General features: G+C 71.3%; 15 protein-coding genes. 9 read left to right on the top strand and 6 right to left on the bottom strand.

Going from position 1 to position 20585, the window contains the following annotated elements:
- Positions 1–103: 103 nt before the first annotated feature.
- Positions 104–1138 (bottom strand): expansin EXLX1 family cellulose-binding protein, encoded by a 1035-nt coding sequence (locus ABTY15_RS23985; protein ID WP_502893575.1) that lies wholly within the window; start codon positions 1136–1138, stop codon positions 104–106.
- Between the two features lie 278 nt (positions 1139–1416).
- Here ABTY15_RS23985 and ABTY15_RS23980 point away from each other — a divergent pair, with 278 nt between their 5' ends.
- Complete coding sequence (locus ABTY15_RS23980; protein ID WP_350598360.1) at positions 1417–1779, top strand: DUF1304 domain-containing protein; 363 nt, start codon at positions 1417–1419, stop codon at positions 1777–1779.
- A gap of 251 nt (positions 1780–2030) precedes the next feature.
- A complete protein-coding gene (locus ABTY15_RS23975; RefSeq protein ID WP_350598353.1) occupies positions 2031–2831 on the top strand; it encodes a DUF4328 domain-containing protein in 801 nt (266 codons plus the stop codon).
- Between the two features lie 143 nt (positions 2832–2974).
- Here the strand turns inward: ABTY15_RS23975 and mmsB are convergent, their stop codons facing one another.
- From mmsB to chvE, 3 genes are all read right to left on the bottom strand, one after another.
- Complete coding sequence (mmsB, locus tag ABTY15_RS23970) at positions 2975–4210, bottom strand: multiple monosaccharide ABC transporter permease (protein ID WP_350598348.1); 1236 nt, start codon at positions 4208–4210, stop codon at positions 2975–2977.
- 3 nt (positions 4211–4213) lie between these two features.
- Complete coding sequence (mmsA, locus tag ABTY15_RS23965) at positions 4214–5761, bottom strand: multiple monosaccharide ABC transporter ATP-binding protein (RefSeq protein WP_350598342.1); 1548 nt, start codon at positions 5759–5761, stop codon at positions 4214–4216.
- Positions 5762–5879: 118 nt separating this feature from the next.
- Complete coding sequence (gene chvE, locus ABTY15_RS23960) at positions 5880–6974, bottom strand: multiple monosaccharide ABC transporter substrate-binding protein (protein WP_350598336.1); 1095 nt, start codon at positions 6972–6974, stop codon at positions 5880–5882.
- 476 nt (positions 6975–7450) lie between these two features.
- On the opposite strand from chvE, the gene ABTY15_RS23955 reads away from it, so the two are divergent.
- The 7 genes from ABTY15_RS23955 to ABTY15_RS23925 all read left to right on the top strand — a co-directional run bounded on the left by ABTY15_RS23955 (position 7451) and on the right by ABTY15_RS23925 (position 16568).
- A complete protein-coding gene (locus ABTY15_RS23955; protein WP_350598329.1) occupies positions 7451–8050 on the top strand; it encodes a hypothetical protein in 600 nt (199 codons plus the stop codon).
- A gap of 139 nt (positions 8051–8189) precedes the next feature.
- Positions 8190–9671: an arabinofuranosidase catalytic domain-containing protein gene (locus ABTY15_RS23950; protein ID WP_502893574.1), complete on the top strand. Its 1482-nt coding sequence runs from the start codon at positions 8190–8192 to the stop codon at positions 9669–9671.
- 491 nt (positions 9672–10162) lie between these two features.
- The gene (locus tag ABTY15_RS23945; protein ID WP_350598435.1) at positions 10163–11152 is read left to right on the top strand and encodes a LacI family DNA-binding transcriptional regulator; all 990 of its coding nucleotides are present in this window, start codon (positions 10163–10165) and stop codon (positions 11150–11152) included.
- 363 nt (positions 11153–11515) lie between these two features.
- Positions 11516–13213 (top strand): ribulokinase, encoded by a 1698-nt coding sequence (locus ABTY15_RS23940; protein ID WP_350598324.1) that lies wholly within the window; start codon positions 11516–11518, stop codon positions 13211–13213.
- Complete coding sequence (locus tag ABTY15_RS23935) at positions 13210–13878, top strand: L-ribulose-5-phosphate 4-epimerase (RefSeq protein WP_350598318.1); 669 nt, start codon at positions 13210–13212, stop codon at positions 13876–13878. The genes ABTY15_RS23940 and ABTY15_RS23935 overlap by 4 nt, the downstream gene beginning before the upstream one ends.
- 11 nt (positions 13879–13889) lie before the next feature.
- Complete coding sequence (araA, locus tag ABTY15_RS23930) at positions 13890–15398, top strand: L-arabinose isomerase (RefSeq protein ID WP_350598314.1); 1509 nt, start codon at positions 13890–13892, stop codon at positions 15396–15398.
- 81 nt (positions 15399–15479) lie between these two features.
- Positions 15480–16568 (top strand): aldose epimerase family protein, encoded by a 1089-nt coding sequence (locus tag ABTY15_RS23925; RefSeq protein ID WP_350598308.1) that lies wholly within the window; start codon positions 15480–15482, stop codon positions 16566–16568.
- 64 nt (positions 16569–16632) lie between these two features.
- Here the strand turns inward: ABTY15_RS23925 and ABTY15_RS23920 are convergent, their stop codons facing one another.
- Together ABTY15_RS23920 and ABTY15_RS23915 are read right to left on the bottom strand one after the other, a co-directional pair.
- Positions 16633–18750, bottom strand: a complete 2118-nt coding sequence (locus ABTY15_RS23920) for a beta-galactosidase (protein WP_350598303.1) — start codon at positions 18748–18750, stop codon at positions 16633–16635.
- A 66-nt stretch (positions 18751–18816) separates the two neighbouring features.
- A complete protein-coding gene (locus tag ABTY15_RS23915) occupies positions 18817–20568 on the bottom strand; it encodes a cellulase family glycosylhydrolase (RefSeq protein WP_350598298.1) in 1752 nt (583 codons plus the stop codon).
- Between the last annotated feature and the right edge of the window lie 17 nt (positions 20569–20585).

The raw sequence follows: 20585 nt of genomic DNA, 5'->3' as shown, positions 1-20585 counted from the left end.
TGTGAGCGTTAACAAGAGGCATGAGCGTAGCAGTGCCCCTCTTCGGGGCGGAGCCGTGGTCGCCTCGGCCGGCGACCACCGCCCCGCCGACGGGTCGGCGTGCTCAATGCCGGGCGAACTGGACGCGGGTCGGCTGGACGACGTCCGGTTTCACCGCGACTGCGTCGACGGTCAGTTGTTCCCCGTAGAGGTCGGTGACCCTGATCGGTCCGCCGCACCCGCTGCCGTCGGGGGAGAGGAAGTAGTTGTAGTCGGTCCGGGTCAACTGCCGCCAGCCGCCTCCGCTCTGGACCTCCAGGGCCACCACCGGATTCCGGTGGCCGATCACCTGGATCCCGCACCACCACTGGGAGGACCCGGCCTTGTACCGGATCGACATCGTGTCGGGTGCCGTGCCGGGGCTCAGCAGCGTCCAGGTGACCGGGAGGCGGCCCACCGAGAGGTCCGCGAGCTTGGCGAAGGCCTCGTGGCTCAGGTCGAGCTGCCCGGGCGCGCAGGGCAGGGGGCACTCGTTGACGATCCGCACCGTGATGCTCGCCCCGTTGGCGGCGCGGACGAGCACGGATGCCCCGCACGCCCTGGAGGTCTCGTAGTCGGTGTGGTTCATCGCCGCGATCATCAGGTCGCCGGAGGGGCCGAACGAGCAGGCACCGTTGCCGTCAGCGGCGTCGTAGGACGTCGCGACGCCCTGGTAGTTCGCGCCGGGCTTGATCCGCCCGGCCAGGGACGCCGCGGCCGGGGGCGCCGTGGCCGGGGCCGTGCGGGCACTGCTGGTGGCGGCCGAGGGGGTCGGGGTGGCCGTGGTGGCCGAGGGCCGCGGCGTGGGGGTGGCCGACGGCGACTTGGTGGCCGACGGTGAAGCGGTGGCGGTGGCCGAGGACGGTGCGCTGGTGACCGACGGCGGTGCCGTCGAGGGCGTGGGGTCGGCCGGGGCGCCGGCGCCCGGCGAGGTGCCCGGCCCGGTGGCTGCGACGGAGGCGGCAGCCGGCTCCGCGGAGGCAGCGCCGCTCCCGCCGCCCGACGGCAGTGCGAAGGCCAGGAGGACCAGCACGCCGACCACCACCAGCGCCAACGGTATGCCCATGATCAACCCTCGGCTGCGGTTCGGCCGTGGGGCGGAGTGCTTCGTTGCCTTCATTCCCGTCCATTTCGGTGGATCGACTGCGGTGGACCGACTCGACGTCGCGTTGACCGGTGGTCGCCCGGGGATCGATCGGACGACCCGGGGTGTTCGGCCCTCGGTGTCGCCCATCAGTTGCCGCCGGCCCGCAGGAGGTTGCCGCCCGGTCGAGAAAACTTCGGGCCCGTGCCCGGTCTTGACGATTGGGCGAGTGCCTGAACAAAATGTCGGTCCAGCTGCCGCGGCAGTTCACCTCACGACCGGTCAGGTCCCGGCTGGCGCGTAATATGCCCGGCATGTCCACAGTTGCCACGATTGCGGTTGTCGCGCTCGCCCTCCTGCACGTCTACATCCTGGTCCTGGAGATGTTCCTGTGGACCACGCCCCGAGCCCGGGCCTCCTTCGGCACGTCCGAGGAGTTCGCGCTGGCGACCAAGGCGATGGCCGCCAACCAGGGCCTGTACAACGGGTTCCTGGCGGCCGGGCTCTTCTGGGGCGCGTTCGCCTCCGACCCGGTCGGCTTCCAGGTGCGGGTCTTCTTCGCGTCCTGCGTCGCCGTCGCCGGCCTGTTCGGCGCCGTGACGTCCTCCCGCAAGATCCTCTTCGTGCAGACCGTGCCGGCCCTGGTCGTGCTGCTCCTGGTACTCCTGGCGCACTGAGCCCTGACCCACCGCCTACCCGCAGGCCCCTTTCCTCCCCTCCCGCCCCAGGCCGAGCCGGATCCGGCTCGGCCTGGGGCGCGTTGTCGGAGCGATCTGTCGGCTATCTGGTGATACCGCCCCTGAGCTGGGAATTCCCGCTGGCAGCCGATGTCTCGGATCCCCTGGAGTCGGCGCGCCCGTCTTGGTCGGGGTGGGGGCGTACCAGCGCGCGTGGTCGACACGCGGCGATTCCGGGAGTTGACGATCTGATGGTGTGTGTGGCGTGCGGGGCGCGCCCTGGGGGGACGGACAGCGGCCGCTGCTTCGGCTGCGCGGAGGCGGCTCCCGGATGGGCGGCGGCGCTGCGCCCGGCGAACGGCCTGGCCGCGGCGGTCTACGTCCTGTTGGGATTGAACGCCGTCCTGGCGGCGCTGGTGGTCGCGGTCGACGTCCGGTCCGACCTGCTCCTGGGCGGCCTGGCGAACAGTTCGAGCGACGCCGGCGTCGACGACTTCGACGCGGTGGACTCCGTGGCGAACGCGCTGAACTCGGTGTTCCTCCCGTTGGCGCTGGCCACGGCCGTGGTGTTCATCGTCTGGTTCTACCGGATCCGTGAGAACGCCGAGCTGCTCCTGCCGAACGGGCACCGCCTCGGACGCGGGTGGACCATCGGGGCCTGGTTCACCCCCGTCGTCCTGCTCTGGTTCCCCTGGCAGCTGATGGCCGACTGCTGGCGGGCGAGCGCGCCGCTGGACGCCGAGGGACGGCGACGCACGCCGTCGGAGAAGGTGCTCGTCCTGTGGTGGTCCACCTGGATCGGCTCGATCGTGGTCGGGCGGATCGCAGGCGCCATGCTGAAGCACGTCGACCTGACGGTCCTCGACAGCGTGGAGAGCCTGCGCACCACCATCCGGGTCGAGGCCGCCGGATCGGTGCTGCGCCTGGTGGCGGCGGTGGCGGCGATCATGGTGGTCAACCGGCTGACCGCCATGCAGCAGGCGCGCCGGGCCGACATCAACCCGCTCGCGGCGAGGGCCGCTCAGGAAGCCCGGGTCCGGCCTTCCGCCTGACGGCGCACGACCCCGACCCGGGCGGCGCTCAGCGGAGGACGGCCAGGCCCGCCACGGCGCGGGGGTCCGGGGAAGAGGCCACAAGGCAGGACGGGCGCGGTGCCGGAGCACCGCGCCCGTCCTCGCCCCCCTGTGCGCCGGTGTCAGGAACCGGCGCGGCGCTTGTTGTAGACGTCGAAGCCGACGGCCGCGAGCAGTACCAGGCCCTTGATCACCTGCTGGTAGTCGGTGCCGACGCCGACCAGCGACATGCCGTTGTTCAGCACGCCGAGCACCAGGCCGCCGATGATGGCGCCCATGACGGTGCCCACGCCGCCGCTGGCGGAGGCGCCGCCGATGAAGGCCGCGGCGATCGCCTCCAGCTCGAAGTTGATGCCGGCCTGCGGGGTGCCGGCGTTGAGGCGCGCGGCGAAGACCAGACCGGCCAGCGCCGCCAGGACGCCCATGTTGGTGAAGGCGAGGAAGACGACCCGCTTGCTCTTCACGCCGGACAGCTTGGCCGCCGCCTCGTTGCCGCCGATGGCGTAGGTGTGCCGGCCGATGATCGAGTTGCGCATCAGGTAGCCGAAGCCGACCAGCAGGGCGCCGAGGATCAGCAGGACGATCGGCACACCGTGGTAGCTGGCCAGCAGCATGGTGAACGCGACCACCGCCGCGGTGATCACGGCGAGCTTGGTCAGGAACAGCCCGAGCGGGAGCACCTCCAGCCCGTACGCGGCGGTCTGCCGCCGGCCGCGCACCTCCTGGAGGATCGCGACGGCCAGTACCGCGAGGCCCAGCAGCACGGTGAGGTTGTGGTAGTTGGTGTGCGGCCCGACCTCGGGGAGGAAGCCGCTGCTGATGCTCTGGAAGCCCTTGGGGAACGGCGCCACCGACTGGCCCTGGAGCAGGATCTGGGTGCCGCCGCGGAACAGCAGCATGCCCGCCAGGGTGACGATGAAGGACGGGATGCCGAGGTAGGCGATCCAGAAGCCCTGCCAGGCGCCGGCGAGGGCGCCGATCACCAGCGCGCCCAGCACCGCCACGGGCCACGGCAGGTGGTGCTTGACCATCATCACCGCGGCGGCGGCCCCGACGAAGGCGGCCAGCGAACCGACCGAGAGGTCGATGTGCCCGGCGATGATGACGATCATCATGCCGATCGCCAGGATGAGGATGTAGCCGTTCTGCTGGATCAGGTTGGTGATGTTGAGCGGCTGGAGCAGGATGCCGTCCGTCCAGATCTGGAACAGCAGCACGATCAGCGCGAGTGCGACCAGCATGCCGTACTGGCGCACGTTGCCGCGCAGCGCGCGGGCGAGCACGCCGCCGAGGGACGGGCCGGGACCGGCCTGCGGTGCCTTCGGGGACGAATCCGGGATGATCTCGGTCTGGGCCATGCCTTACACCTGCTCGTTGCTGGATGCGGCGCTCATGGTCATGAGCCGCATGAGGGATTCCTGGGTGGCGTCGGCACGGGCCACCTCGCCGGTGATCCGGCCTTCGGCCATGGTGTAGATCCGGTCGCACAGGCCCAGGAGTTCGGGGAGTTCGGACGAGATGACGAGCACGGCCTTGCCCTGGGCGGCCAACTCGGCGATGACCGTGTAGATCTCGGCCTTCGCGCCGATGTCGATGCCGCGGGTGGGCTCGTCGAGGATCAGCACCTCGGGCTCGGCGAAGATCCACTTGCTGAGGACGACCTTCTGCTGGTTGCCGCCGCTGAGCGTGCCGGTCCGGGTGAACACCGTGGGGGCCTTGATGTTCATGGTGTGCCGGAACGATTCGGCGACCTTGGCCTCCTCGTGCCGGTTGACCCGGCCGTTCCGGGCGACCTTGCCGAGTGCGCTCAGCGAGATGTTCCGGCTGATGTCGTCGATGAGGTTGAGGCCGAGCTGCTTGCGGTCCTCGGTGACGTACGCGATGCCGTGCCCGATCGCCTCGGGCACCGTCCGGGTGCGGATCTCCCGGCCGTGCAGCCGTACCCGGCCGGCGGCCCAACGACCGTACGAGCGGCCGAAGACGCTCATCGCGAGTTCGGTACGGCCGGCGCCCATCAGGCCGGCGATGCCGACGATCTCACCGCGCCGTACGCTCAGCGAGGCGCCGTCGACCACCGTGCGCTGCTGGTCGATCGGGTGCCGGACGGTCCAGTCCTCGACCTCGAAGGCGACCTCCCCGATCTCCGGGGTGCGCTCGGGGTAGCGGTGCTCCAGGTCGCGGCCGACCATGCCGCGGATGATCCGGTCCTCGGAGATGCCCTCGGAGCCGATCGCGATGGTCTCGATGGTCTGCCCGTCGCGCAGGATGGTCACGGAGTCCGCGACCCGGGCGATCTCGTTGAGCTTGTGCGAGATGATGATGCAGGAGATGCCCTGCGCCTTGAGTTCGAGGATCAGGTCGAGCAGCTTGCGGCTGTCCTCGTCGTTCAGCGCCGCGGTCGGCTCGTCCAGGATGAGCAGCTTGACCTTCTTGGCCAGCGCCTTGGCGATCTCGACCAGCTGCTGCTTGCCCACGCCGAGGTCGGCGATCCGGGTGTGCGGGCTCTCGTCGAGGCCGACCTGGCGGAGCAGTTCGGCGGCGTGGGTGAGCGTCCGGTGCCAGCTGATGATGCCGCGGGAGGCGTGCTCGTTGCCGAGGAAGACGTTCTCGGCGATGGACAGGTACGGCACCAGCGCCAGTTCCTGGTGGATGATGACGATGCCGCGCTGCTCGCTGGCCCGGATGTCCCTGAACCGGCAGGGCTCGCCCTCGAAGAGGATCTTGCCCTCGTAGCTGCCGTGCGGGTAGACGCCGCTGAGCACCTTCATCAGGGTGGACTTGCCGGCGCCGTTCTCGCCGCAGATGGCGTGCACCTCACCGGCGGCGACGGTCAGGTTGACCTCGGAGAGCGCCTTGACGCCGGGGAACTCCTTGCTGATCGACCGCATTTCGAGAACGGGTCCAGCCATGGTTGTGCGTCCGTATCGTTCGGGGCGGTGCGGTGGGGGAGGAGGCCCCGGGCTCCGGGGAGCCCGGGGGCCGCACCGCCGGTTTCGGCGCGGGGCCCGGTCGGGCGGGCCCCGCGGGCTACTTGAGCTGGTCCGCGGTGTACTGGCCGCTGTCGACCAGGACCTTCTGGTAGTTGTCCTTGTCGACGCTGACCGGCTGGAGCAGCTGTGCCGGGACGGTCTTCACGCCGTTGTTGTACTGGCTGGTGTCGTTGACCTCGGGCTTGCCGCCGGTCAGCAGCGCGTCGCCCATCTGCACGGCGGCCTTGGCCAGCTGGCGGGTGTCCTTGTAGACGGTCTGGGTCTGCTCGCCCGCGATGATCGACTTCACCGAGGCCAGCTCGCCGTCCTGGCCCGTGACGACGGGCAGCGACTTGGCGGTGCCGTAGCCGACGCCCTTGAGGGAGGAGAGGATGCCGATCGAGATGCCGTCGTACGGCGAGAGCACGGCGTCGACGTGGGCGGAGGTGTAGGCCTTGCTCAGCAGGTTGTCCATCCGGGACTGGGCGAGACCGCCGTCCCAGCGCAGCGTGGCGACCTGGTTGAACTCGGTCTGGCCGCTCTGCACGACCAGCTTCTTCTGGTCGATGTACGGCTTGAGGACGCTCATCGCGCCGTTGAAGAAGAAGGTGGCGTTGTTGTCGTCCGGCGAGCCGGCGAACAGCTCGATGTTGAACGGCCCCTTGCCGTCCTTGAGGCCGAGCTTGTCGGCGATGTAGCCGCCCTGGAGGACGCCGACCTTGTAGTTGTCGAAGGTCGCGTAGTAGTCGACGTTGGCCGTGCCGCGGATCAGCCGGTCGTAGGAGATCACCGGGATGTGGGCGTCGGAGGCCTTCTGGAGCACGTTGGTGAGGGAGGAGCCGTCGATGGCGGCGATCACCAGCAGCTTGGCGCCCTTGGTGATCATGTTCTCCACCTGGGAGACCTGGTTCTCCACCACGTTGTCGCCGTACTGCAGGTCGGTCTTGTAACCCTTGGCCTGGAACTCCTTGACCATGTTGTTGCCGTCGTTGATCCAGCGTTCCGACGACTTGGTCGGCATCGCGATGCCGACGAGCCCGCCCTTGGCGTCGCCCTTGGCCGGGCCGTCGCCGGCACCGTTGGCGCTCTGGCCGCAGGCCGCCAGCGAGAGCACCAGGCCCGCGGCGACCAGACCCGCCGAAATCTTCCGCACAGTTCCTCCAGTGATGTTCCGCGACCGGGCACCGGGCACCCCTGCTGGGTGACTGGGAGCGGTCGAGCGGGGCCGGCCGGAGCGGTCCCTCGCGCTGTGGAACGTCGGGGTGGCGATGGCTCTGGCCTGGCGTGAAATGAAGTGTTAACGCTAACAACCGTGGCGTCAAGGGGCGCAGGATCACCGTTGGATCGCGGTGTGCCGTCGGTCGGTCCGGCTGGACGCGCTCCATTGGGCGGGAGGTTCTGCCGGGGCCTTCCGGGTGAGGGTTTGGCGAATGGTTGGTGAACGAAATGGCCCGGCGCGGGCTCAGGACCTCCTCGCGACGTGCCGGGCGCGCAGCCGGTCGGCGGTGGTGGCCGGGCCGAGGGCGCAGCCGGGCGCGATGGTGGTGCAGTCGCAGTCGCAGTCGCAGTCGCAGTCGCAGTCGGACCTGGGCCGGGTGGCTCTGGCCGGTGTCGCCGAAGAACGGGGAGATGTCGACGATCGAGGTGCCGGAGGTGAGTGCCAGGGTCGCGCCCTGGGCCGCAGTGGAGGTGAGCGGGGTGACGACGAGCGGCGGCATCCGCAGCCGGGTGACGGCCGGCCCGTGGGCCAGGCCGACTCGTCCGGCGACGGCCGGGGTGGCCAGGACGGCCAGGACGGCCGGACCCGTGGGCAGGTCGGCCCGGATGTTGAACCCGGGCATCGGGATCACGCTGGTGCCCGACAGGGCGCCCGCCGACAAGTCGATGCCGCCGGTCGGGATGGCCGGCGACTCGCCGATCGCGATCAGCCCGTACCGGGCCGGGGTGGCGCCCATCACCCGGAGGCTGACCGCGCTCGCGGAGGTGTCCCGGGCCAGCGCGAGCGCCGCGAACGTGCGCGCATGTGGTGGTTCCTCTCGATCGCTGCCGGTGGGTGGGGGAGCGGGTGAAGGGCGCGGCGAACCGGCACCTGCGCTCGGTTCGTCGGTGTGGAGTGTGAGCGCTCACATACCTTGGCGTCAACCTCCTTGCAGCGATGAAGAAATGACGGATCGACAGCTCACCGGACCGGATCGGCCGTTCCTCGGTGTGATGTGTCAAAAGCCTTGACGGGACACGGTCGGTGCGGGCACTGTCACCGATCCAGGAACCTCCACCTCCCGCCCCAGGCTGACGCCTGTCGCGGCGGGCTGGATTGTTAGCGCTCACTTTCCCCTGGCCGCGCTCAACTGATGAGCAGGGAGACACCTTGAGTGACAACAACAGGACGACCCGTGGAGGCGGCGCGCTGCGCCGCCTCGCGCGGGCCGGGGCAGCCTTGGCCGTCCTGGTCGGCGCCCTGGCCGGCGCGACCGCGACGAGCGGCGTGGCCCAGGCGGCCACCCAGGGGCCGTGCGACCTCTACGCCGCCGGCAGCACGCCCTGCGTCGCCGCGCACAGCACCACCCGCGCCCTCTACGCCGGGTACGGCGGACCGCTCTACCAGGTCCGGCGATCGTCGGACCAGGCGCTCCGGAACATCGGCGCCCTGAGCACCGGCGGCTACGCCGACGCCGCCGCACAGGACGCGTTCTGCGCCGGCACCACCTGCGTGATCACCGTGATCTACGACCAGAGCGGGCGGGGCAACCACCTCACCCAGGCCCCCGGGGGCGGCGCCGCGTCCGGCCCGGACAACCTCGCGGACGCGACACTGGCGCCGACCACGCTGAACGGCCACCGGGCCTACGGCGTGTACGTCGCGCCGGGCACCGGCTACCGCAACAACCACACCTCGGGCGTCGCCACCGGTGACCAGCCCGAGGGGATGTACGCGATCCTCGACGGCACCCACTACAACGGCGGGTGCTGCTTCGACTACGGCAACGCCGAGACCAGCAGCAACGACACCGGCAACGGTCACATGGAGGCGATCTACTTCGGCAACATCAAGGTCTGGGGCTACGGCACCGGCCCGGGCCCCTGGGTGATGGCCGACCTGGAGAACGGCCTGTTCTCCGGGACCAACTCGGGCTACAACGCCAACGACCCGACGGTGAACCACCGTTACCTGACGGCCATGGTCAAGGGCGCACCGAACCAGTGGGCGATCCGGGCCGGCGATGCCCAGTCCGGCGGGCTGTCGACGTTCTACTCCGGGCCGCGCCCGAACGCGTCGGGCTACAACCCGATGCACAAGGAGGGCGCGATCATCCTCGGCATCGGCGGCGACAACAGCAAGGGCGCCCGCGGCACCTTCTACGAGGGCGTGATGACCTCCGGCTACCCGTCGGAGGCCACCGAGAACGCCGTCCAGGCCAACGTCGTCGCCGCCGGCTACGCCAACTCTCCCGCCACCACGGGGGCGTTGCGCGGCACCGGTTCGGGCAAGTGCCTGGACGTTCCGAACGCCTCGACCACGCCCGGGGTACAGGCGCAGATCTACACCTGCTCCGGACGTGCGAACCAGACCTGGACCCGCACCGCCGGCGGACAGCTCACGGTGAACATCGCCGGCAGCACCCTGTGCCTGGACGCGTACGGCGGCGGGACGGCCGACGGCACCAAGGTGGTGACCTGGCCCTGCAACGGCGGCGCCAACCAGCAGTGGCGGTTCAACGCCGACGGCAGCGTCACCGGCGTCCCGTCCGGCCGCTGCCTGGACGTCTCCGGGGCGGTCACCGCTGACGCCACACCCGTCCAGCTGTGGAGCTGCTGGGGTGGCGACAACCAGAAGTGGACCTTCGGGTAGTGCGCACCCCGGCCGGGCCCCGGCGCCGCGTCCCCGCGGAGCCTGGGCCCGGCCGCCGTGCTGCGCTGCCCGGCACCGGCGCGGACGCCGTCGAGTGGTGGGCGGGTGCGGCGGTGCGGCGGTGCGGTGGAGGCGGTGGACTCGGTCATCGTGCGCGCCGAGGTCCGCGACGCCGACGGCGGTATGGCAGCGCTCACCAACCCCGGTCCCCCCGGCCCGAACGCGCCGCGTGCCGGGCCGCTCACCGAGCGCCGCCGTCGGGGGGAAGTGGGACGGCGATCAGGGCAATCACCTCCACGGAAGAGGCGTGAGCGTTAACTTGGCGATATTGGCACATGTCAGCGGCCTGGATGACTGGTATGAAGAGAAACCGCCAGCTGAACCGAGGGTGACGGATCGGCCTGGACCTGGTCGCGTACTGTGGTCCGCAGCCGAGGAGGGGACTACGCGTGGGAACCGAAAGTGCCGGGACGGAACACCGCCAGCCCGTGATGGCGGACGTGGCGAAACTGGCGGGTGTGTCCCACCAGACAGTGTCCCGCGTGCTCAACGGAGCCCCGCACGTCCGGCCGGACACCCGGGACCGGGTGCTGGCCGCCATCCGGGAGCTGGACTACCGGCCCAACTCCGCCGCCCGCGCCCTGGTGACCCGCCGTTCGCAGACCCTCGGCGTGGTCAGTTTCGACTCGACGCTCTACGGGCCCGCCTCGATGCTGGACGGCATCGAGCAGGCCGCGCGCAGCGCGGGGTACTTCGTCAGCGTGACCAGTCTGCGCTCGCTGGACGGCCGTTCGGTCCAGGAGGCCGTCGACCGGCTGCGCGACCAGGGGGTGGAGGGCGTCGTGGTGATCGCGCCGCAGACCTCCTCCGTCAGCGCGGTGGCGCGGCTCTCCAGCTCGGTGCCGGTGGTCGCGGTCGGTTCGGGCAACCAGACGCAGGTGCCCATGGTGTCGGTGGGCAACCGCTTCGGTGCCGGGGAGGCCACCGGGCACCTGCTCGACCTGGGCCACCGCACCGTGCACCACCTGGCGGGACCGGCCAACTGGCTGGAGAGCCAGGACCGCGAGGAGGGGTGGCGCCTCACGCTGATGGCGGCCGGCGCCCGGGTGCCGGACGTGGAACGCGGCGACTGGAGCGCCCGCTCGGGCTACCAGGCGGGGCTGCGCTTCGCCCAACTGCGCGACGTCACCGCCGTCTTCTGCGCCAATGACCACATGGCCCTCGGCCTGCTGCGCGCGCTGCACGAGGCCGGCCTGTCGGTCCCGGAGGACATCAGCGTGGTCGGCTTCGACGACATCCCGGAGGCCGCGTACTTCATCCCGCCGCTGACCACCATGCGGCAGGACTTCGGCGAACTCGGCAGACGGGCCCTGGAACTGCTCGTCGGGGAGCTGGAGGGCGGCACGCCCTCCCCGACCCATGTGCAGATCCACCCGGAGCTGGTGCTGCGCCGCAGCGCGTCCCGCGCCGCCGGGCGTTGAGCCGTGCCCGGCGCTGAACCGCGCCGGGCGCTGACCCGCCGCCGGGTTTCGCCACCACGCCCCTGATCCCTCGCCCCGCAGGTAGCTGCCCGACCAGGGAACTTCCCTTGACACGGACGTTGTTAGCGTTAACAATTCCTGTGAGCGTTAACAAAGACGCCATACAACTCCGCCGGCCGAGCGCTGATCCCCTGCTTCTGGGCGCCCGGCCGGCGGCCCCTCGTTCCGCCCTTCAGAGGGAGAGGCAGCGGAACGGAGCCTGTCGCCGGTGTGCTCCCCCTGCCCCGGACTCGGACCACCGGCGACAGGCGACACCAGTTGCTCGCGGCGCGAAAGCCGTTCCCCCGTACGAAGGATGAGCAGATGACCGTCAATCCCGCCGCCCCCGATCCGGACCGTTACGTGGTCGGGATCGACTTCGGCACCCTCTCCGGCCGCGCCGTGGTGGTCCGGGTACGGGACGGCGAAGAGGTGGGAACCGCCGTCCACGACTACCCGCACGCCGTCATCGAGCGCGAACTGCCCGGCACCGGCCGGCCGCTCCCGCCCGACTGGGCGCTCCAGCACCCCGGGGACTGGCGCGAGGTGCTGCGCACCGCCGTCCCGGCCGCGCTCGCCGCCGCCGGCGTCGACCCGGCGCACGTCATCGGCATCGCCACCGACTTCACCGCCTGCACCGTCCTGCCGGTCCTCGCCGACGGCACCCCGCTCGCCGAGACGCCCGCGTGGGCGCCCCGCCCGCACGCCTGGCCCAAGCTCTGGAAGCACCACGCCGCCCAGGGCCAGGCGGACCGGATCAACGCCCTGGCCCACGCCCGGGGCGAGAAGTGGATCTCCCGCTACGGCGGCCGGATCTCCGCCGAGTGGCAGTACGCCAAGGCCCTCCAGGTCCTGGAGGAGGACCCGGCCGTCTACGCCGCGACCGTCCGCTGGATCGAGGCCGCCGACTGGATCGTCTGGCAGCTCACCGGCGCCGAGAGCCGCAACACCTGCACGGCCGGCTACAAGGGCATCCACCAGGACGGGAGTTACCCGAGCGAGGAGTACCTCGCCGCGCTCCACCCGGACTTCGCCGACTTCGCCCGCACCCGCCTGGAGCACCCGCTCTCCCCGCTCGGCTCCCGGGTCGGCCCGCTCACCGCGCAGGCCGCCGAGTGGACCGGTCTGCCCGAGGGCATCGCGGTCGCCGCCGGGAACGTCGACGCCCACGTCGCCGCCCCGGCCGCCCGCGCCGTCGACAACGGCCGGCTCCTCGCCATCATGGGCACGTCCACCTGCCACGTCGTCAACGGCGCGACGCTCGCCGACGTCCCCGGCATCTGCGGCGTGGTCGAGGACGGCATCGTCGCCGGCTCCTACGGCTACGAGGCCGGCCAGAGCGCCGTCGGCGACATCTTCGCCTGGTGGCTGCGCCAGGGCGTCCCCGCCGACTACCTGGCCGAGGCCGAGGCCAACGGCGAGGACCTGCACCGGCTGCTCACCCGCAAGGCCGCCGACCAACCCGTCGGCGGGCACGGCCTGGTGGCGCTCGACTGGATGAACGGCAACCGCTCCACCCTGGTCGACCACCACCTGTCCGGCGTGATCGTCGGACTCACCCTGGCCACCCGCCCCGAGGAGGTCTACCGGGCCCTGCTGGAGGCCACCGCTTTCGGCACCCGGGTCATCGTCGAGGCCCTGGAGCAGGGCGGGGTCCCCGTCACCGAGTTCATCGTCACCGGCGGCCTCAAGAAGAACGCCCTGCTGATGCAGATCTACGCCGACGTGCTGCGCCGCCCGGTCTCGGTCGCCGAGTCGGAGCAGGGCCCGGCGCTCGGCTCGGCGATCCACGCCGCCGTCGCCGCCGGGGCGTACCCGGACGTCCGGACCGCGGCCGACGCCATGGGCCGGGTGCGGCGGGGTGCCTACCAGCCCGACGGGGCCGCCGCCGACACCTACGACCGGCTCTTCGCCGAGTACCGCGCCCTGCACGACCACTTCGGCCTCGGCGCCGACAAGCTCCTGCACCGCCTGCGCGACATCCGGAACGCCGCCCTCACCACACCGAGCGAGGCCATGTGAACGCGACCATCGACCTCATCCGCCGCCAGGTCAGCGACCTGCACCAGGAACTGGTCCGCTACAACCTGGTGGTCTGGACCGCCGGCAACGTCTCGGCCCGCGTCCCCGGCGAGGACCTGATCGTCATCAAGCCGAGCGGCGTCTCCTACGACGAACTGCTGCCGCAGAACATGATCGTCTGCGACCTGGACGGCAACGTCGTCGAGGGCGACCACGCGCCTTCCTCCGACACCGCGGCGCACGCCTACGTCTACCGCCACCTGCCCGAGGTCGGCGGAGTGGTCCACACCCACTCCACCTACGCCTGCGCCTGGGCGGCCCGCGGCGAGGCCGTCCCCTGCGTCCTCACCGCGATGGCCGACGAGTTCGGCGCCGAGATCCCGGTCGGCCCGTTCGCCCTGATCGGTGACGACTCGATCGGCCGGGGCATCGTGGACACCCTCAAGGGCCACCGCTCGCCCGCCGTCCTGATGCAGAACCACGGTGTGTTCACCATCGGCAAGGACGCCAAGGCCGCCGTCAAGGCCGCCGTGATGTGCGAGGACGTCGTCCGCACCGTCCACCTCTCCCGCCAGCTCGGCGAGCCCCTGCCGATCGCCCAGGCGGACATCGACAGCCTCAACTTCCGCTACCAGAACGTCTACGGCCAGCCCCAGGCCCGGTGAGGAGCCACCCCATGAAGAAGCCACTGGAGGGCCGCCAGGTCTGGTTCCTGACCGGCAGCCAGGGACTCTACGGCGAGGACACCCTCCGCCAGGTCGCCGAGCAGTCCCAGCGGATAGCCGAGGCGCTGAACCGCGACCTCCTGCTGCCGGTCGAGATCGTCTGGAAGCCCGTCCTCACCGACGCCGCGGCGATCCGCCGGGTCTGCCTGGAGGCCAACTCCGCCGACGACTGCATCGGCCTGATCGCCTGGATGCACACCTTCTCCCCGGCGAAGATGTGGATCGCCGGCCTGGACGCCCTGCAGAAGCCGCTGCTCCACCTGCACACCCAGGCCAACGTCGAACTGCCCTGGCAGACCATCGACATGGACTTCATGAACCTGAACCAGGCCGCCCACGGCGACCGCGAGTTCGGCTTCATCCAGTCCCGCCTCGGGGTGCCGCGCAAGACCGTCGCCGGACACGTCACCGACCCCGCCGTCTCCTCCAGGATCGCCACCTGGGCCCGCGCCGCCGCCGGCCGCGCCGAACTGCGCAGCCTCAAGCTCGCCCGCTTCGGCGACAACATGCGCGACGTCGCCGTCACCGAGGGCGACAAGGTGGAGGCCCAGCGGCGCTTCGGCGTCTCCGTCAACACCTACGGCGTCAACGACCTCGTCGCCGCCGTGGACGCGACGGCGGACGGTGACGTCACCGCGCTGGTCAAGGAGTACGAGGACGTCTACCGCCTCGCGCCCGAGCTGCGGGCCGACGGGGAGCGCCACGAGTCGCTGCGGTACGCCGCGCGGATCGAACTCGGCCTGCGCGGCTTCCTGGAGCAGGGCGGCTTCCGCGCCTTCACCACCAACTTCGAGGACCTCGGCGGACTGCGCCAGCTGCCCGGCCTCGCCGTGCAGCGGCTGATGGCCGACGGCTACGGCTTCGGCGGCGAGGGCGACTGGAAGACCGCCACCCTGCTGCGCACCCTCAAGGTGGCCGCCACCGGACTGCCCGGCGGCACCTCCTTCATGGAGGACTACACCTACCACCTGGAGTTCGGCCGCGAGCTGATCCTCGGCGCCCACATGCTGGAGGTCTGCCCGAGCATCGCGGCGGCCACCCCCTCCTGCGAGATCCACCCGCTCGCCATCGGCGGGCGCGAGGACCCGGTCCGGCTGGTCTTCGACGCCGAGCCCGGCCCCGCGGTGGTGGTCGGCCTCGCCGACCTCGGCGACCGGTTCCGGCTGGTCGCCAACGAGATCGACGTGGTCGAGCCGCCGGCGCCGCTGCCCAACCTGCCCGTCGCCCGCGCCGTCTGGCGGCCGCGTCCGGACCTGCACACCTCCACCGAGGCCTGGCTGACGGCCGGCGCACCGCACCACACCGTGTACTCCGGCGCGCTCGGGGTCGAGGAACTGGAGGACCTCGCCGAGATGCTCGGTGTCGAACTCCTGACGATCGACGACGACACGAACATCAGGCGGTTCACCAAGGAACTGCGCTGGAACCAGGCCTACCACCGCCTGGCCCAGGGGCTCTGACCCTTGCACGCTCGAACCGACGGTGCCCGCCCCTACGGCAGGCGTCGCCCAGTTTCCTACCGCGTCGATCGGAGGACGCCCGTGTCCAGGGACGCACTCGTGTCCACCGGCGAGCTGACGGTGACCCAGGAGACCCTCGGCGGCCTGCCGGACGGTCGGCGCATCACCCGCTGGACGTTCGGCTCCCGGACGCGGGTGATGGCGGAGGTCGTCAACCTGGGCGCCCGCCTCCAGGCGCTGTACACGCCGGACCGGGCCGGGCGGCGGGTCAACGTCGTCCTGGCCGGCGGCAGCGTCGAGGACCTGCTCGGGGAAGCCGCGTACTTCGGCGCGACGGTCGGCCGCTACGGCAACCGGATCGCCGGCGGCGTGCTGCCCCTCGACGGCAGGACGCACCGGCTGGCCACCCAGGCCCCCGGGCACACCCTGCACGGCGGACCGGACGGCTTCGCCACCCGCCTCTGGGACGGTGTGCCGGTCCGGGCGGACCGGCAGGTCGGCGTCCGGTTCCGCCTGCGCAGCCCGGACGGCGATCAGGGCTTCCCGGGGGCCATCACCGCCGAGGTGACGTACCTGCTCGATCCCGACGGGGAGCTCTCGATCGCCTACCGGGCGGCCACGGACGCCCCGACGGTCGTCAACCTCACCAACCACGCGTACTTCAACCTGGCCGGGGAGGGCTCTGGAACGGTACTGGACCACGACCTCCGGGTCGAGGCCGCCGGATACCTCCCGGTGGACGAGGAGCTGATCCCGCTCGGCCCGGTCGAGCCCGTCTGCGGTACGCCGTTCGACCTCCGGGAGGCCCGGAGGATCGGTGCCCACCTCGCGGAGGACCATCCGCAGCTCCGGCTGGCCGGCCGTGGTTTCGACCACAACTGGGTGCTGGACGGCGACGGGTTCAGGCGGGCCGCGGTGCTGAGCCACCCGGCCAGCGGCCGGCGCGTCGAATGCCTGACCACCGAACCCGGGCTCCAGGTCTACACCGGGAACCACTTCGACGGCTCACTGCGGGGGCGCTCCGGCCGCCGGTACGACCAGTACGCGGGCATCGCGTTGGAGACCCAGCACTTCCCGGACTCGCCGAACCGGCTCGGCTATCCCTCCGCCCTCCTGCGTCCGGGGGAGCAGTACCGGTCGAGGACGGTGTACCGCTTCTCCGCCGAGTAGCGAACGCTCCTCCGGGAGTGAACGGGGGGCGGTGGGCCCGGCGGGGCCCACCGCCCCCCGCGCGTCAGGAGGCGACGAAGACCCGCACGTCCCAGGCGCCGAGGTGGACCGACCCGCCGGCCGGCACCGAGGCGCCGCCCAGCACGTTGGTCAGGTCCACCGGAGCCTGCGCCCGGGCGGGCTGCCAGCTCCAGTTGTGCACCACGTGGACGCGGCGCCCGTCGGGAGCCGTACCGGTGGTCGCGGTGACGGATTCGGGCAGGTCGCGCCAGCCGCCGACGGGCGCGGGCGCCAGCCAGGCGGCCAGCGCCCGGGCCAGGTCGCGTCCGGGCACCGCGCCGACGCAGGTCACCCGGCCCGCGCCGTGGGCCCGGGTGGTGACGGCGGACCAGCGGCCGAAGTGCGGGTGGTCGTACCCGGCCAGCACCGACGCATCGGTGACCGTCAGGCAGTCGACCCACCGCGTCGCGGTCGCGCCCGCCGGCAGCTCGAACGGACTGCCGGGGAAGCTGCGCAGCGGGAGGTCCGAGGGCAGGTTGCTGAACTCGTCGTACCAGGCGCCCGCGGCGGCGGCGAGCCGCGGCGGAGCGGTCTCGTGCCGCGCCCGCGCCTCCTGGTCCGCGTAGCCGGCGCGGGGGCCGAGCACGAGGTGGCCGCCGGCCTCGGCGTAGGCCGCGAGCCAGTCCAGCAGCGAGTCCTCGGCGAGGTAGAGGCCGGGGACGACCAGCACGGGGTGGCGCCGGGCGGCCAGGTCGGGCGCCAGCCCGTCCCGCTCTCCCCTGGCGTCGTGCAGCTGGCGGGCGTGCAGGATCCGCACCTGGCGGCCGGCCTCGAAGGCGCCGCGGTAGAACGGGTCGAAGACGCGGTGGTAGGAGGTCGGGTCCGGATCGCCGTTCGGCTTCGCCAGCGGCGGGTACTTCTGCATCAGCCACTTGCTGGGCATCGAGTAGACCATCGCGAGGTCGGCGTCGGGCTCGATCCCGGCGACCAGCGGCCCGGCGGTCTCGAACTCGGCGCCGAGCCGGGCGAGTTCGGCGTACACCCGGCCAGGCTTGCCGCTGTGCGGCAGGATCCCGCCCCAGTACGTCTCGGTGCCGAAGTGCAGGGTGTGCCAGTGCCAGTACTCGATCATCCGCGCGCCGCGCGAGACGAGCGCCCAGGCGGCCTGCCGCCACTGGCCGTCGAAGGCCGGCCGGTTCTCCGAAGTACCGCTGATCGCCTGGGCGTTGGTCTCGGTGACCAGGAACGGCTCCTGGCGGGAGGAGAAGATCCGGTCGGCGCTCTGGTACAGGGCCCAGACGCCGCTGGTCTTCCACTGCTGCTCGTGGTCCTCGGGCGTGGGGTCGGGCAGGGCGAGGGCGTCCTGCATCTCGTAGTACGGGTTCCCCGCGGTGACGTCCAGGGCGTCGGTGATCTCGTCGTCCTCCATCGCGGGGTGGTTGTAGGCGAGGCAGGTGGTGACGAACTGGTCCGGGCGGGCGTACTCGCGGGCGATCGTGGCCTGCCAGGCGATGAACTCGGTGGTCTGGCGGGCCTGGAACGCCCGCCAGGCGACGTCGTACTGCGGCTGCTGGTTGCCGTCGGGCTGCCAGAGGTCGGCCCAGGTGGAGAGCCGGTGCGACCAGTAGACCAGGCCCCACTCCCGGTTGAGGGTCTCGACGTCGCCGTAGGTGTGCCGCAGGTGGTCGACGAAGCGTTGGAAGACACCGTGGTTGTGCGGCAGCCGCAGGCCCGGCTCGTTGTCCACCTGGAAGCCGATGACGGCCGGATGCGCGGCGTGCCGGTCGAGGATCGCCCGGGTGACGCGTTCGGCGTGGTAGCGGAACGCGGGGTGGGAGAAGTCGGCCTCCTGGCGGGCGCCCCAGCCCGTCCGCCGGCCGGTCTCCCGGTCGCCGGCGATCTCCGGGTACTGCCGGGCCAGCCACGGCGGCACGGCGTAGGTCGGGGTGCCGAGGACGACGTCGATGCCGCGCTCGTGGGCGCCGTCGAGGACGGGGGTGAGCCAGTCGAGGTCGAACCGGCCGTTCTCCGGCTCCCAGGTGGACCAGACGGACTCGCCGACCCGGATGACGGTGAACTTCGCCTCGGCCATCAGGTCGAGGTCCTCCTTGAGCCGCTCGTACGGCTGGTACTCGTGGTAGTAGGCGGCGCCGAACAGCACGCGCGGGGGCAGCGGGAACATGGATGCACCTCGGGACGTGACGGGGCCCCGGCTGCCGGGTGGCAGCCGGGGCGGGATGGGACGGGGTCAGGAGGCGGTGCCGGTCACCGTGTCACCGGACTTGGTCACGGTGTAGGTGACGGTGTCGCCGGTCCAGAAGCGGAAGGTGAGCGTCGCGGGGGCGCCGTCCTTGAGGGATTTGAGGAAGTCGGCCTTGAGGGTGGTGGTGTTGGCGCCGTAGTCGGGGCCGAAGTTGTCGAACGACTGGTAGGTGGTCCAGGAGGCGGGGCCGGCGGCGGTGCCGTCGGCGTAGGTGGACTGCACGTTGGCCATCAGGGCACCGTTGAACCGGGTGGGGATGGTGAGCCCGGCGGCGGTTCCCGTGGCGTCGGCCATCGCCGGCTTGTCGTACGAGCGCACGAAGAGCTTCCAGGGGACGCCGCCGGAGTAGCGGACCTCAAGGGTGGCGTTGACGCCGGCGGCGCGGTCGCCGGCGAGGCGGGTGAGGGCGTCGGCGGTCAGGGTGAGCCGGTCGCCGTCGAGGGTGTAATCCATGAAGGGGATCAGCGGGCGGTCGCCCTGCCAGAGGCCCGCGAACCAGAGGCCGTTGCGGTTCAGTGTGATGGTCTGCGCGGCGATGGGGCCGGACTTCGGCACGAAGAGGTTGTCGGTGGAGGCGGTGCCCGAGCGGGTCCGCCAGGAACTCTGGATCAGGGCCTTCATCTCGGGGACCTGCCACTGCATGGTGGAGCGGTTCAGGAAGTCGTTGGCGGCGTCCCAGACGGCGGAGGTCATGCCGTTGCGCCGCGCCTCGTAGTTGACGTGCTCGAAGTACTTGAGCATCTCGCCGCGCTCGACGACGCCGGAGTAGGGCGAGGTGAGCAGGCCGTACTCGCCGAGGTAGACGGGGATGCCCTTGGCGATGAAGGTGTCGTGCACCCGGGCGAAGCCGTCGGTGAGGTCCTTCTGGCTGGTGGCGTCGTAGGTCGTGCCGTTGGCGATGTTCACGCTGAACGGGTACCAGCTGTAGTAGTGCACGGTGGCGACCAGGTTGTGGTCGTGCAGAGAGCTCATCGTGGTGGACAGGTCGTCGAGCCAGTGCTGGGCGTTGTTGGTCTCCTCCGAGGGCAGGACGAGCAGGCGGTCCTTGTTCCTGCCGCCGGAGTTGCGGACGATGCTGTGGAAGGAGGTGTTGAGTTCCCGCAGGTACTGGGTTCGCTGGGCGTCGGTCGCGTTGGAGAACTGCGGTTCGTTGATGCTCTCCATGAGCAGTGTGCGCGGCTCGTCCTTGAAGGTCGTGGCGATCTGCTGCCACGTGGAGTTGAATCGCGCCGTGATGGTGTCGTGGTCGGTGGACATCGCGGCGATCCACTTCCACGAGTCGTGGTGGACGTTGATTTCGACGTAGAGACCGTCCTCCAGGGCGAGGTCGACCACCTGCTTCACCCGCTTCATCCACACCGGGTCGATGGTGTACGGGGCCGTGTCGGACTGGTGCGGGTACCAGGTGACGGGGATGCGGACGCTGCGGAAGCCCTGGGCTCGCAGGCCGTCGAACGTCGCCTTGGTGGTGAGGGGGTTGCCCCAGGACGTCTCGTCGGGGATCGCGTCGAGGGTGTTGCCGAGGTTCCAGCTGGGCTGCATCTGGGCCACGGCGGCCATCGGGTCGTGCGGGACCCTGGCCCCGGCCGCCTCGGCCGCCGACGGGGCCTGGTCGGCGGGTGCGGCGACGGCGGTGCCGCCGGCGAGGCTGCCGGTGGTGACCAGGGCCACCACGAGGCCGGCCGTGCGGTGGAGGCGGCGGTTACGGGTGCGTGCGGTCTGCGGTGCGTCGTTCACGGGTGTCCCTTTCGTGT

The sequence above is a fragment of the Kitasatospora sp. NPDC097643 genome (assembly GCF_040302625.1).
Lineage (GTDB): Bacteria > Actinomycetota > Actinomycetes > Streptomycetales > Streptomycetaceae > Kitasatospora.
The sequence above is the reverse complement of the archived record's forward strand: the minus strand, read 5'-3'. Positions and strand labels throughout refer to the sequence as shown.